The organism is Escherichia sp. E3659 (genome assembly GCF_005781135.1).
GTDB lineage: Bacteria > Pseudomonadota > Gammaproteobacteria > Enterobacterales > Enterobacteriaceae > Escherichia.
In genome coordinates, this window is the sequence record NZ_VATQ01000015.1 from 72,375 (window position 1) to 85,375 (window position 13,001).

Genomic DNA, 13,001 nt, shown 5'->3' on the forward strand with positions numbered 1-13,001 from the left:
TGTGGCACCGTCTGGTAATGGCGGTGCCACAACAGAGAAATCATTGCCCCCACCAATGTGACTGATAAAATGCCAGACAGCACAACATCATTTATCAGGATACGTTATGAAACCAACCACCATCTCCTTACTGCAGAAGTACAAACAGGAAAAAAAACGTTTCGCGACCATTACCGCTTACGACTACAGCTTCGCGAAACTGTTTGCTGATGAAGGACTTAACGTCATGCTGGTAGGCGACTCACTGGGCATGACGGTTCAGGGCCATGACTCCACCCTGCCAGTTACCGTTGCTGATATCGCCTACCACACCGCTGCGGTACGTCGCGGTGCGCCAAACTGCCTGCTGCTGGCTGATCTGCCGTTTATGGCGTATGCCACACCGGAACAAGCCTTTGAAAACGCCGCAACGGTTATGCGTGCTGGCGCCAATATGGTCAAAATTGAAGGCGGTGAGTGGCTGGTTGAAACGGTACAAATGCTTACCGAGCGCGCAGTTCCTGTATGTGGTCACTTAGGTTTAACGCCGCAGTCAGTGAATATTTTCGGCGGCTACAAAGTACAGGGGCGCGGCGATGAAGCGGGAGATCGACTGCTCAGCGATGCATTAGCCTTAGAAGCCGCTGGTGCACAATTGCTGGTGCTGGAATGCGTGCCGGTTGAGCTGGCAAAACGCATTACCGAAGCGCTGGCGATCCCGGTTATCGGTATTGGTGCGGGTAACGTCACCGATGGGCAGATCCTGGTGATGCACGACGCCTTTGGTATTACCGGCGGTCACATTCCTAAATTCGCTAAAAATTTCCTCGCCGAAACGGGCGACATCCGCGCGGCTGTGCGGCAGTATATGGCTGAAGTGGAGTCCGGCGTTTATCCGGGCGAAGAACACAGTTTCCATTAAGGAGTCACGTTGTGTTAATTATCGAAACCCTGCCGCTGCTGCGTCAGCAAATTCGCCGCCTGCGCATGGAAGGTAAGCGCGTGGCGCTGGTGCCAACCATGGGTAACCTGCACGATGGCCATATGAAACTGGTCGACGAAGCCAAAGCCCGCGCCGATGTGGTGGTGGTCAGTATTTTCGTTAACCCGATGCAGTTCGACCGCCCGGAAGATCTGGCTCGCTATCCACGCACTTTGCAAGAAGACTGCGAAAAGCTAAACAAACGTAAAGTGGATTTAGTTTTCGCGCCCTCGGTAAAAGAGATCTACCCGAACGGTACCGAAACCCACACCTATGTTGATGTTCCTGGCCTTTCGACCATGCTGGAAGGTGCCAGCCGTCCGGGACATTTTCGCGGCGTGTCGACCATCGTCAGCAAGCTGTTTAACCTGGTCCAGCCGGACATCGCCTGCTTCGGCGAAAAGGACTTTCAGCAACTGGCGCTGATCCGCAAAATGGTTGCTGATATGGGCTTCGATATTGAGATTGTTGGCGTACCGATTATGCGCGCGAAAGACGGTCTGGCGCTGAGTTCCCGTAACGGTTATCTGACGGCGGAACAACGCAAAATTGCGCCAGGTCTGTACAAAGTTTTAAGTTCGATTGCCGACAAATTGCAGGCGGGAGAGCGGGATCTCGATGAGATTATTGCCATTGCAGGGCAAGAACTGAATGAAAAAGGCTTCCGCGCCGATGATATTCAGATTCGTGATGCCGATACGCTGCTGGAAGTCTCTGAAAACAGCAAACGGGCCGTGATTCTGGTAGCCGCCTGGCTTGGCGATGCTCGCCTGATCGACAACAAAATCGTCGAGCTGGCATAATACTTAACTGGCGCTACGGCTGATAGCGCCAATTATTCATTGCCACGATATTTGTAAGCGATTATTCATATCGTAGACAACTTAGTTAATCAGCTTATCAATCTCAGCAAGAGATAAATTTGTCATCTCTGCAACGTCTTCCCGAGACATCCCTTTATTCAGAAAACGTTGGGCGAATTCCTGTCTTACTTCTTGATACGCTTCTTGATACGCTTCTTGATACGCTTCTTGATACGCCTTCTGGAATCCCTTCTCTTCAAACCACTGCGCCAACGTCTGCCTGGTTTCTCTCCGTGTCTTTATTTCCATATGTTCCCTTAATTATCTGGTCAGTTAACAATAACAATTATCTGGCTATAACTGATAATACAGACAACTTAGTTAATCAGTTTATCAATCTCAGCAAGAGGTAAATTTGCCATCTCTGCAACGTCTTCCCGAGACATTCCTTTACTCAGAAGACGCTGGGCGAATTCCTGACTTACTTCCTGTCTTCCCTGCTGAATCCCCTTCTCCATTCCTTTCTCCATTCCTTTCTCAATCCCTTTCTCTTCAAACCACTGCGCCAGCGTCATCATAGACTCCCCTCCCGTTTCCCTGTCTCTCACCACACCATAAAACAAATCCGCTTGTTCAGTATGACCACGTTGCAGCATATAGTTTTGCATGGCAACTAACTGACTTCCGCTAGTGTACCCTTCGTCAATCAGCGTGACCAGTTGCTCCAGCAATAACATTAAGTCGCGTTGGCGAATATGTTTTTGCAGCAGTTCGAGAATCGCAATCCGCCGATGTTGCATGATTTCGTCATCCGGCGTAATGGTGATATCCACCAGCGGGAATGGACTGTTATAAACGCGTCGCGCCAGCTCCGGCGAGTAAAACATATCAAACCAGCACATTGAGAGCGGATAAGGTGTGGCCTCGCCCTGATAAAACAGAATCGGCACCACCAGCGGTAGTTTATCGTGATCCGCCTCCAGATGCCGGTGCATGGCAGCAATAGAATAACGCATCATGCGAAAGGCCATTTTCTTATCCGGCTTGCTTTGGTGTTCAATCACAACGTGCAGATAACCGGGATTGCCCTGCATTTGCACGGAATAGAGCACGTCCGTGCTGTGTCCTTTCAGGCTCTCTTCAATGAAACTCCCCGACTCTAAATGAAGCGTGTTGAGGTCACAAAGTTCGCGTAATTCCACTGGCAAATGGATATCCAGGAAGTCGCGAGCCGTCTCCGCATGCATTAAAAATTGTTTAAATACCGCGTCATGCGGTGTGGTACTCGGTGCGTCCATCTTCCCTGCCTTCCGTGTGGCCCTGTGTGAAGGCAGTATCCAGTCAAGGCGTGCCGTCGTCAGCCACCTCTTTGTTGTTTACCGAGCAGCGTTCAGAGAAATTTCAATTGGTTACAGGCGTTACATGGCAAGCTTCGGCGCGGTACGCAAACTGCTGGTGCAAATGCCATCAGATCAGTAGACACTTATCAAAAATCGGGCAATACTGCGTGAGAATTTCCTCAAAGCAGGCATCGCCTGCTTCGTTAACGACAGGGTAGAAAGGTAGAAGTTATGATTCGCACGATGCTGCAGGGCAAACTCCACCGCGTGAAAGTGACTCATGCGGACCTGCACTATGAAGGTTCTTGCGCCATTGACCAGGATTTTCTTGACGCAGCCGGTATTCTCGAAAACGAAGCCATTGATATCTGGAATGTTACCAACGGCAAGCGTTTCTCCACCTATGCCATCGCGGCAGAACGTGGTTCGAGAATTATTTCTGTCAACGGTGCAGCGGCCCACTGTGCCAGCGTCGGCGATATTGTCATCATCGCCAGCTTCGTCACTATGCCAGATGCAGAAGCCCGTACCTGGCGCCCCAACGTTGCCTACTTTGAAGGCGACAATGAAATGAAACGTACCGCGAAAGCGATTCCGGTACAGGTTGCCTGATAATCACCCCTGCGGCTGGTTACTCACCAGCCGCGACATCGTCTCCAGCGAATCTGTTCTTAAAATATACAACCGCTTTAATAAATACGGATTATCCCCCGGTTTTACTTTACCTTTCATGGTCGTCACCGCCAGATGAAATCCGGCATCATTTGCCGCCTTTACCGCTTTGTCATTAAATCCACCAAATGGATACGAAAGATACAAGACTCGAGGATTAAATTGGTTTAGCGCCCGGCGAGAGCGTTCAAAATCAAACAGAATATTATGCTCACTGCGGCTGAGTAATATGGGTCGGCGATATCCATCTACCCGATGCAAAAAATGAGTATGTGACTGGAAATCAAAAACATCGCTGACATCAAGCAGTTCAGAAACACTCATAAACTGTAATGACTGCGGATTCCATTTCTGTGGATGACGTTTGATGCGAGAGGTAATAATAAACGCCGTCGCCTTCATACCGTATTGTTTCAGAATGGGATATGCATAGCGACTCACTGATTTCAAGCCATCATCAAATGTCAGCACCACCGCGCGAGCCGGAAGATTCATCGAATTACGCAGATACCCTTCCAGTTGATACAAGGTTAACGTGGTATATCCACGATCGCGTAACCAGGTCATCTGGTTATTGAAAGCTCGCACCGACGTCGTGGTCGAAGTATGACGAAAACGGGTGTTCTCTTCATCGCGTAAAATATGATGGTAGGTCAACACAGGAATACCGTTATCCTGCTGCGCATCCAGTGCACTGATATAGGCCAGTCGTTCGCCGATACGAATTTGATACCAGGTTTGATTCAGGCGATCTTTTAATTTATTAATAATGGGATAACGCAAATTATCGGCCAGCACACCAAATGGCGCACTACCCGCATCAGGCGCGTTGTATATCGGAGTATCTTTCCATGTAATAAGATTTTGGTTACTCAGTGGCTTATTCAGATCCCCCAGACCATCTTCAACTTTTTGCCGCCCTTGTACAGGTTCCAGATGCCCTTTATCAATATACCCCGTAGCAAAACCAAAATTGAATTCATAATAATCGGCAGCGGTTGGGATGACCGAAATAATCTGCCCGGCGCGAATGTTGCCGACGGTTACCGTTTTGTCGCCAATTTTTCCCCAGATAGCTGCATCCTGAGTGGTTTGCATATAACGCGCGGGAAGCGCTGCGCCGACACCAAATGAAACCAGCAGCAGTAAAAAAATAATCTTTTTAATCATGAGAAAACTACCAGGCGAGAAACAGCGCCGTTAGTGTAGCAAAATCGGAATGCGATTTAATACTCGAACCAATTATGCTTGAGGACAAAGGGGGGATTTTTTTGTTGTTGGTGCCAGAGACTACTGACTTCAGGCCCACCCAGTTCGACAATTCGCTCGCGAAACTCCGCGCTGGATAACGTTTCACGGTAGGCCATCATCTGCTCAATTAACGGTAACGTGACACCCGAAATCACTTCGCAACGGGAATGTTTGTGGCTTAATAACGATGCAACACGATAAGGCGCAGCACCTGCAATATCGGTTAAAAAGATAACCCCATCGCCAGAATCTGTTTCATGCAGAGCATCGCACATCATGCGGCTGAGCATATTGGAACTTAATCCGCGCCAGAAATTCACCGCCCGGCACTGGATAAGTGCGCCATGTTTTTTTTCCAGCGCATCCAACATCTCTTGCGCCCGGTCGTCGTGACAGGTAATTACCCAACCTAACATCACCTTCCTCCTTAGCTGAAAATCAGTCTACCCTGACCATTGTTGATAAAGGGTGATAGTCGTCAAAACTCCTCTCCCCCGAATCCAGAGGAGAGGAAATAGCCTTAGCTGCGCAGACCGCGTCCACGCTGGATCAGCGACCAGCAGATCAGATAAAACGCAATAATAAAAATAACCAGCACACCAAAAGTAGTAACCAGCGGCACATCATTAATGCCGAGGAAGCCGTAGCGGAATCCACTGATCATATAAACGATTGGGTTGAGATGCGACAGCCCCTGCCAGAACGGTGGCAACAAGGTCAGTGAGTAAAACACCCCGCCCAAATAGGTGAGTGGCGTTAACACAAAGGTTGGCACCAGGCTGATGTCATCAAACGTTTTGGCAAACACACCATTAAGCAATCCGGCAAGAGAGAACAACACCGCCGTGAGCACCAGCGTTAAAGCGACAAATACCCACGAATGCACCTGAAACGGTACAAAGAACAGCGAAATTGCTGTCACCAGCATACCAACAAGCAGTCCGCGCGCTACGCCACCGCCGACATATCCGGCAATAATGACGTGAGTCGGAACCGGAGCGACCAGCAGTTCTTCAATATTACGCTGGAACTTGGCGCCAAAAAATGATGAAGCGACGTTGGCGTAGGCATTGGTGATCACCGACATCATGATCAGCCCCGGAACAATGAACTGCATATAGCTGAAGCCATGCATATCGCCAATACGCGAACCAATCAGGTTACCGAAGATGATAAAGTAAAGGGTCATGGTGATAACCGGTGGCACCAGCGTCTGTATCCAGATACGCATAAAGCGATGGATCTCTTTCGCCCAGATGCTTTTTAACGCCACCCAGTAAAGATGCATCATGCGCGATCTCCTTGTTTTTCATTAACCAGTGAAACAAACAACTCTTCCAGACGGTTAGCTTTGTTACGCATACTTAATACCTGAATGCCCTGCTCACTTAACTGCGTGAATACGCTGTTGATCCCCTGCTCACGCAGCACTTCAACTTCCAGCGTGGCGGTATCTACCAGTCGATACTGATAGCCATCGAGCTTCGGTAACGGGCTTTTCGGTGCGAGATCGAGAATAAAGGTTTCTGATTTCAGCTTCGCCAGCAGCGCCTTCATCGAGGTATTTTCCACCAGCTCACCGTGTTGAATAATGCCGATATTGCGGCACAGCATTTCTGCTTCTTCCAGGTAATGCGTGGTAAGAATGATGGTGGTGCCTTTGTCGTTTAAATCCTTCAAAAAGCCCCACATTGAGCGACGAAGCTCGATATCCACGCCTGCCGTTGGCTCGTCCAGAATCAGCAGTTTAGGTTCATGCATTAACGCACGGGCGATCATTAAACGACGTTTCATCCCGCCCGATAACATGCGCGCACGTTCGTTGCGCTTTCCCCACAAATCGAGTTGCTTAAGATACTTTTCGCTGCGGATGTACGCTTCTTTGCGCTCTACACCGTAGTACCCCGCCTGATTCACCACAATTTGCTGCACGGTTTCAAACGGGTTGAAGTTAAATTCCTGTGGCACCAGTCCCAACTGACGTTTAGCGTTGACGACATCTTTTTCAAGATCGTAACCAAATACGCTGACCCGCCCGGAGGTTTTATTTACTAGAGAGCTGATAATACCGATAGTAGTTGATTTTCCGGCCCCGTTCGGCCCGAGAAGCGCATAAAAATCACCCGCTTCGACTTGCAAATCTATTCCACGAAGCGCCTGAACGCCGCCTGGATAGGTTTTTTTAAGCTGTTGAAGTTCCAGTGCAATGGTCATAAATTTTTACTTACCTTACGTTCTTACACTTTATCTGTGGTTTAAATCGTCCCGGAGTTGCCCTATATTAGCCAAACGTAATTATTTGGTTACAGGTCGTTAACCTCCATGAAAGACATAGATACACTCATCAGCAATAATGCACTATGGTCAAAAATGCTGGTGGAAGAGGATCCCGGGTTTTTTGAGAAACTGGCACAAGCGCAAAAACCGCGCTTTCTATGGATTGGATGTTCCGACAGTCGCGTTCCTGCAGAACGTTTAACCGGTCTTGAGCCGGGCGAACTCTTTGTTCACCGTAATGTTGCTAACCTGGTCATTCACACCGACCTGAACTGCCTTTCCGTGGTTCAGTATGCAGTGGATGTTCTCGAAGTTGAACACATTATTATCTGTGGCCACTACGGTTGCGGCGGCGTACAAGCCGCAGTTGAAAACCCGGAACTGGGGCTTATCAACAACTGGCTGCTGCACATCCGCGATATCTGGTTCAAACATAGCTCATTGCTCGGCGAAATGCCGCCAGAGCGCCGTCTGGATACCTTGTGTGAACTGAACGTCATGGAACAGGTGTATAACCTGGGTCACTCCACCATTATGCAATCAGCGTGGAAACGCGGGCAGAAAGTTACCATTCACGGCTGGGCCTACGGCATTCACGACGGCTTGCTGCGTGATCTGGATGTTACTGCCACCAACCGCGAAACCCTTGAGCAACGTTACCGTCACGGGATTTCCAACCTCAAGCTGAAACACGCCAACCACAAATAAATATGCCATGCCGGATGCAACACATCCGGCAACTTCACACTTACTCGTCCAGCAGAATCACTTTGCCGATATATGGCAGATGGCGGTAACGCTGTGCGTAATCAATGCCGTAACCCACCACAAACTCATCCGGGATCGAGAAACCGATAAATTCTACCGGGACGTTCACTTCACGACGGGACGGTTTATCCAGCAGCGTACAAATCGCCAGCGACTTCGGTTCACGCAGGCTTAAGATCTCACGCACTTTCGACAGTGTATTCCCCGAGTCGATGATATCTTCAACAATCAGCACGTCCTTGCCACGGATATCTTCATCCAGATCTTTGAGGATTTTCACATCACGGGTGGTGGACATGCCGCTACCGTAGCTGGAGGCGGTCATAAAGTCGACTTCATGAGATACCTGGACTTCACGGCACAGGTCCGCCATAAACATAAATGAGCCACGCAGCAGACCTACCAGCACCATATCGCTGCCGCTGTCTTTGTAACGCTCAGTAATCTGACGACCCAGTTCGGCGATACGCGCTTTAATCTCCGCTTCGGGGATCATTACTTCTACAGTATGTTTCATATCTCTAACCATATGATTTAAAAACAAATCACTTCGCACGGGCGGGATTCAGCACCGCAACAAAGCGCAAGACATGCAGTATACCAGTAAAACTATTCATTCGCGGAATCTGTTAATAAAGCTCAAATTGTGATGACGATCACACATGTTAAAACCTATAATTAATTGCTACTAAAATATTAATGAATTGAAATGGTGTCTCTTTATGGCAATTAACAATACAGGCTCGCGACGATTACTCGTCACGCTAACAGCCCTATTTGCAGCGCTTTGCGGGCTGTATCTACTTATTGGCGGAGGCTGGCTGGTCGCGATTGGCGGCTCCTGGTATTACCCTATCGCTGGCCTTGTGATGCTCGGCGTCGCCTGGATGCTGTGGCGCAGTAAACGTGCCGCGCTTTGGCTGTACGCCGCCCTGCTGCTCGGCACCATGATTTGGGGCGTCTGGGAAGTTGGTTTCGACTTCTGGGCGCTGACTCCGCGCAGCGACATTCTGGTCTTCTTCGGCATCTGGCTGATCCTGCCGTTTGTCTGGCATCGCCTGGTCATTCCTGCCAACGGCGCAGTTGCCGCACTGGTGGTGGCACTGTTGATTAGTGGCGGTATCCTGACCTGGGCCGGATTTCACGATCCGCAGGAAATCAATGGCACTTTAAGCGCCGATGCCACACCTGCCGAAGCTATCTCACCCGTTGCCGATCAGGACTGGCCTGCCTATGGCCGCAATCAGGAAGGTCAACGCTTTTCACCACTGAAACAAATTAACGCCGATAACGTCCACAATCTGAAAGAAGCCTGGGTGTTCCGCACCGGCGATGTGAAACAGCCGAACGATCCAGGCGAAATCACCAATGAAGTGACGCCAATTAAAGTGGGCGACACCCTTTACCTGTGTACCGCTCACCAGCGCCTGTTTGCACTCGATGCCGCCAGCGGCAAAGAGAAATGGCATTACGATCCTGAGCTGAAAACCAACGAATCTTTCCAGCACGTAACCTGTCGTGGCGTCTCTTATCATGAAGCCAAAGCAGAAACCGCTTCGCCGGAAGTGATGGCGGATTGCCCGCGTCGTATCATTCTTCCGGTGAATGATGGTCGCCTGATTGCGATTAACGCTGAAAACGGCAAACTGTGCGAAACCTTCGCTAATAAAGGCGTGCTCAATCTGCAAAGCAATATGCCGGACACCAAACCGGGTCTGTATGAGCCGACTTCTCCGCCGATTATCACCGATAAAACCATCGTGATGGCCGGTTCAGTTACCGACAACTTCTCAACCCGCGAAACGTCTGGCGTGATCCGTGGTTTTGATGTCAACACTGGTGAGCTGCTGTGGGCTTTTGATCCGGGCGCAAAAGATCCGAACGCGATCCCGTCTGACGAACACACCTTTACCTTTAACTCGCCAAACTCGTGGGCACCTGCGGCCTATGACGCGAAGCTGGATCTGGTCTATCTGCCGATGGGCGTGACCACGCCGGATATCTGGGGTGGTAACCGCACACCGGAACAGGAACGTTATGCCAGCTCGATTCTGGCGCTGAATGCCACTACCGGGAAACTGGCGTGGAGCTACCAGACCGTTCACCACGACCTGTGGGATATGGATCTTCCGGCACAGCCGACGCTGGCGGATATCACCGTTAATGGTCAGAAAGTGCCGGTTATTTACGCTCCGGCGAAAACCGGCAACATTTTTGTGCTCGATCGTCGTAATGGTGAACTGGTGGTTCCGGCCCCGGAAAAACCGGTTCCCCAAGGTGCAGCGAAAGGCGATTACGTTACCCCTACTCAACCGTTCTCTGAACTGAGCTTCCGTCCGACGAAAGATTTGAGCGGTGCGGATATGTGGGGCGCCACCATGTTTGACCAGCTGGTGTGCCGCGTGATGTTCCACCAGATGCGCTATGAAGGCATTTTCACCCCGCCATCTGAACAGGGTACGCTGGTCTTCCCGGGTAACCTGGGAATGTTTGAATGGGGCGGGATTTCCGTTGATCCAAATCGTGAAGTGGCAATTGCCAACCCAATGGCACTGCCGTTTGTTTCGAAACTGATCCCACGCGGTCCGGGTAATCCGATGGAACAGCCGAAAGATGCCAAAGGCACGGGTACGGAATCCGGCATTCAGCCGCAGTACGGTGTACCGTATGGCGTCACGCTCAATCCATTCCTTTCACCGTTTGGTCTGCCGTGTAAACAGCCAGCATGGGGCTATATCTCGGCGCTGGATCTGAAAACCAACGAAGTGGTGTGGAAGAAACGTATTGGTACGCCGCAGGACAGTATGCCGTTCCCGATGCCTGTTCCAGTGCCATTCAATATGGGTATGCCGATGCTGGGCGGACCAATCTCCACAGCGGGTAACGTGCTGTTTATCGCCGCTACGGCAGATAACTACCTGCGCGCTTACAACATGAGCAACGGTGAAAAACTGTGGCAGGGCCGTTTACCAGCGGGTGGTCAGGCAACACCGATGACCTATGAAGTGAATGGCAAGCAGTATGTGGTGATCTCCGCAGGCGGTCACGGTTCATTTGGTACGAAGATGGGCGACTATATTGTGGCTTATGCGTTGCCGGATGATATGAAGTAAGACTTGCTCAGATTGCGTGCGCGTTGTTCATGCCGGATGCGGCGTAAACGCCTTATCCGGCCTACAAAACACTGCAAATTCAGTAGATTGCGGAGTTCACGTAGACCCGATAAGCGTAGCGCATCAGGCAGATTTGCGTTTGTCATCAGTTTAATGCCCGGAGAGATCCGGGCATATTTCCGAATACGGTCTTTTTATACCGTAAACCCTAACATCATCCCCGTATCTTCATGCTCCAGCAGATGGCAGTGCGCCATATAAGCATGTTCTTTCGGTGCATCGTGATTAAACTTCACCAGCACTTCACTGACATTACCTTCTACCTTAACGGTATCTTTCCAGCCCGCGCGATGCGTCGCTGGCGGTTTGCCATTTTCTGACAAGATACGGAACTGTGTGCCGTGAATATGGAACGGATGCAGCATCATGTCGCCCACGCCAGAGATAACCCAACGTTCGTACTGCCCTTTCGCCGCCGCAAACATCGGCTTGTTCATATCAAACGCCTGACCGTTGATTTTATTAGCATGGTGGAAATCGAACTTCCCGCCGTGGTTCATATGATTCATATTGCCATGCCCCATATGGCCCATCATCTGGCTGTGATCCATCCCGGCCATCGCCTGATCGCCATATTTCTCCATTAGCATCTGCATACCCATCATATCGAGCATCGGGTCCATAGAGAGTTGCAGCTTACGTACCGTCAAACCTTCCAGCGAAGGTAAAGCAGGCAGGCTACTTAACGTATCTGGCAAAGCACCGGAGGCACTAATAGCAATCGGCTGAATCCGCATTACCGGATGCGGCTTATCAAACGGCGCGATCGCCATCCCCATCTGGCTGACTGGCAGCGTCACCAGGTCAAACGGTTTGTTGTCGTTAACCTCCACCAGCACTTCGAAACGCTCGCCCATCAGCACGGGAAGCTCGTTAACCTTCACCGGTTCAGGTAGCAGACCACCGTCGCTGGCAATCACATACAGCGGGCGATTGTCGCTGGTAGCGAAATTGAGCGAGCGGGCGTTACAGCCATTGAGTAAACGTAGGCGCAGCCAGCCGCGCGGTGCGGCGTGTTGCGGGTAGATTGCACCGTTGGTCAGCAACGTATCACCAAACCAGCCCACGGCGGCGGTCATCACATCCAGTTGATAATCAATCTGTCCGTCGGCGTTAAATTTTTTATCCTGAACGATCACCGGAACATCATCGATACCCCACTGTTTTGGCAGCATTAATTTCAGGATTTCGTCATCTTCAATCACCACCAGACCAGCCAGCCCCATCGCCACCTGACGCCCGGTTTTGCCGTGCTGATGCGGATGGAACCAGCAGGTAGCGGCAGGTTGATCGACGTTCAGCGTCACCGTGCGTTGACCGCCAGGCGGAATAATCCCCTGCGGGCCGCCGTCCACTTCACCCGGTACTTCCAGTCCGTGCCAGTGCAACGTCGTCTCTTCCGTCAGTTGGTTATAGATATCAACCGTTACCGCTTTGCCACGCTGTAACTTCACCGCAGGCCCTAACAGATTACCGTTATAGCCCCAGGTGGTCGCCGTTTTCCCGGCAAAGGTGGACTGACCTGGCATTATCGATAATTTTATGCGGCCACGAACATCAGAAGTGAGGAGTTCGGGGATCGGCAGTGTTGGACGTTCGGCGGCAAAAACTGTTCGACTCCACAGCGGCAAAGCCGAAGCCACGCCCAGCGCGACGGAATATTTTAAGAAATCACGGCGTTGCATAGTTATTTCCTTATTCTCAAGCAGGCGAAACAAAATCAAACGTTGAGCATAGTCCTTCCCCTTACGGGAAG

The 13,001-nt window shown here is 50.6% G+C and carries 13 protein-coding genes; 5 read left to right on the forward strand and 8 right to left on the reverse strand.

Going from position 1 to position 13,001, the window contains the following annotated elements; all coding sequences use genetic code 11:
- Window positions 1–106: 106 nt before the first annotated feature.
- On the forward strand, window positions 107–901 hold the full coding sequence (panB, locus tag FEK47_RS12435) for a 3-methyl-2-oxobutanoate hydroxymethyltransferase (protein ID WP_130204969.1): 795 nt from the start codon (window positions 107–109) through the stop codon (window positions 899–901).
- An 11-nt stretch (window positions 902–912) separates the two neighbouring features.
- Window positions 913–1,764 (forward strand): pantoate--beta-alanine ligase, encoded by an 852-nt coding sequence (gene panC, locus FEK47_RS12440; RefSeq protein ID WP_000905368.1) that lies wholly within the window; start codon window positions 913–915, stop codon window positions 1,762–1,764.
- Window positions 1,765–1,845: 81 nt separating this feature from the next.
- Here the strand turns inward: panC and FEK47_RS12445 are convergent, their stop codons facing one another.
- A complete protein-coding gene (locus tag FEK47_RS12445; protein ID WP_135486660.1) occupies window positions 1,846–2,073 on the reverse strand; it encodes a hypothetical protein in 228 nt (75 codons plus the stop codon).
- A gap of 68 nt (window positions 2,074–2,141) precedes the next feature.
- The gene (gene rpnC / locus FEK47_RS12450; protein WP_135486661.1) at window positions 2,142–3,062 is read right to left on the reverse strand and encodes a recombination-promoting nuclease RpnC; all 921 of its coding nucleotides are present in this window, start codon (window positions 3,060–3,062) and stop codon (window positions 2,142–2,144) included.
- Between the two features lie 273 nt (window positions 3,063–3,335).
- Here rpnC and panD point away from each other — a divergent pair, with 273 nt between their 5' ends.
- On the forward strand, window positions 3,336–3,716 hold the full coding sequence (gene panD, locus FEK47_RS12455; protein WP_000621508.1) for an aspartate 1-decarboxylase: 381 nt from the start codon (window positions 3,336–3,338) through the stop codon (window positions 3,714–3,716).
- A gap of 3 nt (window positions 3,717–3,719) precedes the next feature.
- Here panD and FEK47_RS12460 read toward each other — a convergent pair whose 3' ends face one another.
- From FEK47_RS12460 to FEK47_RS12475, 4 genes are all read right to left on the reverse strand, one after another.
- Window positions 3,720–4,946, reverse strand: a complete 1,227-nt coding sequence (locus FEK47_RS12460; RefSeq protein ID WP_135404089.1) for a polysaccharide deacetylase family protein — start codon at window positions 4,944–4,946, stop codon at window positions 3,720–3,722.
- A gap of 56 nt (window positions 4,947–5,002) precedes the next feature.
- Window positions 5,003–5,443: a PTS sugar transporter subunit IIA gene (locus FEK47_RS12465; protein WP_130204961.1), complete on the reverse strand. Its 441-nt coding sequence runs from the start codon at window positions 5,441–5,443 to the stop codon at window positions 5,003–5,005.
- 104 nt (window positions 5,444–5,547) lie between these two features.
- Window positions 5,548–6,318, reverse strand: a complete 771-nt coding sequence (locus FEK47_RS12470) for an ABC transporter permease (RefSeq protein ID WP_064525104.1) — start codon at window positions 6,316–6,318, stop codon at window positions 5,548–5,550.
- A complete protein-coding gene (locus tag FEK47_RS12475) occupies window positions 6,315–7,241 on the reverse strand; it encodes an ABC transporter ATP-binding protein (protein WP_000150637.1) in 927 nt (308 codons plus the stop codon). The genes FEK47_RS12470 and FEK47_RS12475 overlap by 4 nt, the downstream gene beginning before the upstream one ends.
- 108 nt (window positions 7,242–7,349) lie before the next feature.
- Between FEK47_RS12475 and can the strand changes: the two genes are divergently transcribed.
- Complete coding sequence (gene can / locus FEK47_RS12480; protein WP_130204959.1) at window positions 7,350–8,012, forward strand: carbonate dehydratase; 663 nt, start codon at window positions 7,350–7,352, stop codon at window positions 8,010–8,012.
- 40 nt (window positions 8,013–8,052) lie between these two features.
- Here can and hpt read toward each other — a convergent pair whose 3' ends face one another.
- A complete protein-coding gene (gene hpt, locus FEK47_RS12485) occupies window positions 8,053–8,589 on the reverse strand; it encodes a hypoxanthine phosphoribosyltransferase (RefSeq protein ID WP_000683335.1) in 537 nt (178 codons plus the stop codon).
- 205 nt (window positions 8,590–8,794) lie between these two features.
- Between hpt and gcd the strand changes: the two genes are divergently transcribed.
- Window positions 8,795–11,185 carry a quinoprotein glucose dehydrogenase gene (gcd, locus tag FEK47_RS12490; protein ID WP_135486662.1) on the forward strand — a complete coding sequence of 797 codons (2,391 nt, stop codon included), beginning with the start codon at window positions 8,795–8,797 and terminating at the stop codon, window positions 11,183–11,185.
- Between the two features lie 194 nt (window positions 11,186–11,379).
- Here the strand turns inward: gcd and cueO are convergent, their stop codons facing one another.
- Window positions 11,380–12,930, reverse strand: a complete 1,551-nt coding sequence (gene cueO / locus FEK47_RS12495; RefSeq protein WP_138183199.1) for a multicopper oxidase CueO — start codon at window positions 12,928–12,930, stop codon at window positions 11,380–11,382.
- Window positions 12,931–13,001 lie beyond the last annotated feature (71 nt).

Excerpts from the sequence above, each read along its gene's own strand:
- panB (WP_130204969.1), top strand. The coding sequence starts at position 107 with ATGAAACCAACCACCATCTCCTTACTGCAGAAGTACAAACAGGAAAAA.
- FEK47_RS12445 (WP_135486660.1), bottom strand. The coding sequence starts at position 2,073 with ATGGAAATAAAGACACGGAGAGAAACCAGGCAGACGTTGGCGCAGTGG.
- rpnC (WP_135486661.1), bottom strand. The coding sequence starts at position 3,062 with ATGGACGCACCGAGTACCACACCGCATGACGCGGTATTTAAACAATTT.
- panD (WP_000621508.1), top strand. The coding sequence starts at position 3,336 with ATGATTCGCACGATGCTGCAGGGCAAACTCCACCGCGTGAAAGTGACT.
- FEK47_RS12460 (WP_135404089.1), bottom strand. The coding sequence starts at position 4,946 with ATGATTAAAAAGATTATTTTTTTACTGCTGCTGGTTTCATTTGGTGTC.
- FEK47_RS12465 (WP_130204961.1), bottom strand. The coding sequence starts at position 5,443 with ATGTTAGGTTGGGTAATTACCTGTCACGACGACCGGGCGCAAGAGATG.
- FEK47_RS12470 (WP_064525104.1), bottom strand. The coding sequence starts at position 6,318 with ATGATGCATCTTTACTGGGTGGCGTTAAAAAGCATCTGGGCGAAAGAG.
- FEK47_RS12475 (WP_000150637.1), bottom strand. The coding sequence starts at position 7,241 with ATGACCATTGCACTGGAACTTCAACAGCTTAAAAAAACCTATCCAGGC.
- can (WP_130204959.1), top strand. The coding sequence starts at position 7,350 with ATGAAAGACATAGATACACTCATCAGCAATAATGCACTATGGTCAAAA.
- hpt (WP_000683335.1), bottom strand. The coding sequence starts at position 8,589 with ATGAAACATACTGTAGAAGTAATGATCCCCGAAGCGGAGATTAAAGCG.
- gcd (WP_135486662.1), top strand. The coding sequence starts at position 8,795 with ATGGCAATTAACAATACAGGCTCGCGACGATTACTCGTCACGCTAACA.
- cueO (WP_138183199.1), bottom strand. The coding sequence starts at position 12,930 with ATGCAACGCCGTGATTTCTTAAAATATTCCGTCGCGCTGGGCGTGGCT.